Source organism: Virgibacillus carmonensis (genome assembly GCF_057836705.1).
Window position 1 is genome coordinate 1 of sequence record NZ_JBYQFJ010000245.1, and the last position, 614, is coordinate 614.

1 protein-coding gene is annotated in these 614 nt (G+C 37.3%); it reads left to right on the forward strand.

The genetic code is table 11. The annotated features are described in order from the left end of the window. A partial coding sequence (locus AC3G7N_RS21650) for an MFS transporter (RefSeq protein ID WP_489424193.1) occupies positions 1 to 614 on the forward strand: 614 nt, incomplete at both ends.

Here is a 614-nt window from a genome sequence, read left to right on the forward strand (position 1 = left end):
GTTACCGGTGTTTTATTACGATGTTGCCGCAGTTGGCTTAGATAATTCCCTGGCAACAAGTTACTGGGGTTATTCCCAGTCTATTGCTGTACTGATCGTAGCCATTCTTGCTCCATTTCTTGGTGCCGTAAGTGATTATTCAGCCGCAAAGAAAAAGTTTCTCCGATTTTTTGCCTTTATGGGTATGATTGCAAGTATTATGCTAGGATTTGTTGGCGAGGGTGATTATCTATTTGCATCACTTCTGCTTATCATTGGTACGATTGGTTTCTCAAGTGCGAATATATTCTATGATGCGTTTTTGCCTGAGATTGCTGATGAGGATAATATTGATAAAGTTTCCTCAAGTGGATTTGCATTTGGTTACTTTGGCGGAGGGATATTGCTAGCAGTAAATATATTAATGATTTTGAAGTATGACTGGTTTGGAATCCCAAATGCAACAGCAGCAAGTCAATTATCATTTGCTTCCGTAGGTATTTGGTGGTTTATTTTTTCAATACCGCTTCTTAAAAATATCAAAGAAGAAAAGAAACACCCAATCAAACGTGATAAATCATACGTTTTGATTGGTTTAACCAGGGTCACAACAACATTTAAAGATATCAAGCAAT